Annotated in this window: 2 protein-coding genes; both read left to right on the forward strand. The window is 73.8% G+C overall.

Features of this window, described 5'->3' with window-relative positions:
• Positions 1-97: 97 nt before the first annotated feature.
• Positions 98-532: a hypothetical protein gene (locus ABYE80_RS20655; protein ID WP_372792303.1), complete on the forward strand. Its 435-nt coding sequence runs from the start codon at positions 98-100 to the stop codon at positions 530-532.
• 56 nt (positions 533-588) lie between these two features.
• Positions 589-1,599 carry an anion permease gene (locus tag ABYE80_RS20660; protein ID WP_372792305.1) on the forward strand — a complete coding sequence of 337 codons (1,011 nt, stop codon included), beginning with the start codon at positions 589-591 and terminating at the stop codon, positions 1,597-1,599.
• Positions 1,600-1,650 lie beyond the last annotated feature (51 nt).

Consider the following 1,650-nt stretch of genomic DNA (forward strand, 5'->3'; position numbering starts at 1 on the left):
CGGGATTCAGGCGGCCCTCCGCCGGGAAAAGGCACCATGTACCGGGCTCCTGAGCCTCACGGCTCATCCATCCGGCCGTCCGGTCCGATACACCTGTATGAGCGTGCACGACCTTCCCCACCTCATAGACGTCCGTTTCGACGACGACGGGTTGCCCGTCGTGACCGTCGTGTTCGACCTGACCCCTGCGCAGGTCGACGGGGCACTGCACGCGCTGCGGACGGTCCGGGAAGCCCGGTTCGCACTCACCCAGCTCACGACGGACGAGGCGCTGGCGCTGCGCGAGCTCACCTCCCTGGTCGACGAGTACGCGGTCATCGTGGGCGCGGACGCGAACGCCAGGATCGAGTCCAGCGTCGCCCGTCTCGGCGTTCTGCGGGGCGCGCTCGCCCAGTTCTCGCAGGGTGAGCATCCGGAGCGGGAGGGCGACTCGGCCGCGCACCCCACCGTGATGGCGCTGCTCGCCGCGATCGAGGACCTGCACGCCGAGGCGGTCCGCGCAGCGCTGCAGGGCGCAGCCACCCGCTGCTGAGGACGCCTGGCGCGAACCCTGCCCACCCGTGCTGAGGGTGGTGCAGACTGGCGCCCATGGACGTCGGTCTCCTCGTCGCCTTCGCGCTTGCCCTCGCGTTCGCGGTGACGAACGGGCTGCACGACGCGTCGAACGCGATCGCGACGCTCGTCGCGACCCGGGCGGCGACCCCGCTGCAGGGCCTGCTGCTGGGCTGCGTCTTCAACATGCTGGGGCCGCTCCTCGTCGGTGCCGCGGTGGCCGACACGGTCGGCGGCATCGTCGAGGTCGAGCCGGCGCTGGTCGCGCGGGTCGTGGGCTGTGGGCTCGCCGCAGCGGTCGCCTGGAACCTCGTGACGTGGCGCTTGGGCCTGCCGTCGAGTTCCGGGCACGCGCTGGTGGGCGGGCTGGTCGGCGCGGCCCTGCTGGAGGGCGGGACGGGGGCGGTGCGGTGGGGCGGACTCGACGGGCTCCACCCGGTCGGGTTCGTCGGCTCGCTCATCGCGCTGGCCGCCTCCCCGGCTCTGGGCCTGGTCGCCTCGGTCCTCGCGGTACGCGGGCTGCGCCGGCAGGCGCGCAGGGCGACCCGTCGCTGGCGTACGCCGGTGCGCGTCGGCGAGTGGGGCATGTCCGCCGCCCTGGCGTTCAGTCACGGGGCCAACGACGCGCAGAAGACGATCGGCGTGGTCGCGGCGCTCCTGCTGGCCGACGGGCGGATCAGCTCGCTCAGTCCGCCGACGTGGGCGGTGCTGGCGGTGGCATCGGCGCTGACGGCTGGCACCGCCATGGGTGGATGGCGGATCATCCGCACCGTGGGCCGCGGCATCTACCCCATCCGCCCTGTCGAGGCGTTCGCCAGCCAGTCGTCGTCGGCCGGGGTGATCCTGGGCGCGTCGCTCCTGGGCGCGCCCGCGTCGACCTCGCAGGTGGTCGCCTCGTCGGTCGTCGGGGTGGGCATCGGGCGTCGCCGGTGGCGTCACGTGCACTGGGCGGTCGTGCGGAACATGGGCCTCGCGTGGCTGATCACGCTCCCGGCCGCCGGCGGGCTCGCCGCCGCGACGCTCGCCGTCGTGAGGGGCATGACGTGACCAAGCGCCGCTGGTTCCTGCCCGGGACGCCGGATCTCGTCGCCGCCCTGC

It is taken from the genome of Paraconexibacter sp., assembly GCF_041602235.1.
Lineage (GTDB): Bacteria > Actinomycetota > Thermoleophilia > Solirubrobacterales > Solirubrobacteraceae > Paraconexibacter.

Bases quoted from the DNA above. Each gene is read 5' to 3' on its own strand.
- ABYE80_RS20660 (WP_372792305.1), top strand. From the start codon at position 589: ATGGACGTCGGTCTCCTCGTCGCCTTCGCGCTTGCCCTCGCGTTCGCG.
- ABYE80_RS20655 (WP_372792303.1), top strand. From the start codon at position 98: ATGAGCGTGCACGACCTTCCCCACCTCATAGACGTCCGTTTCGACGAC.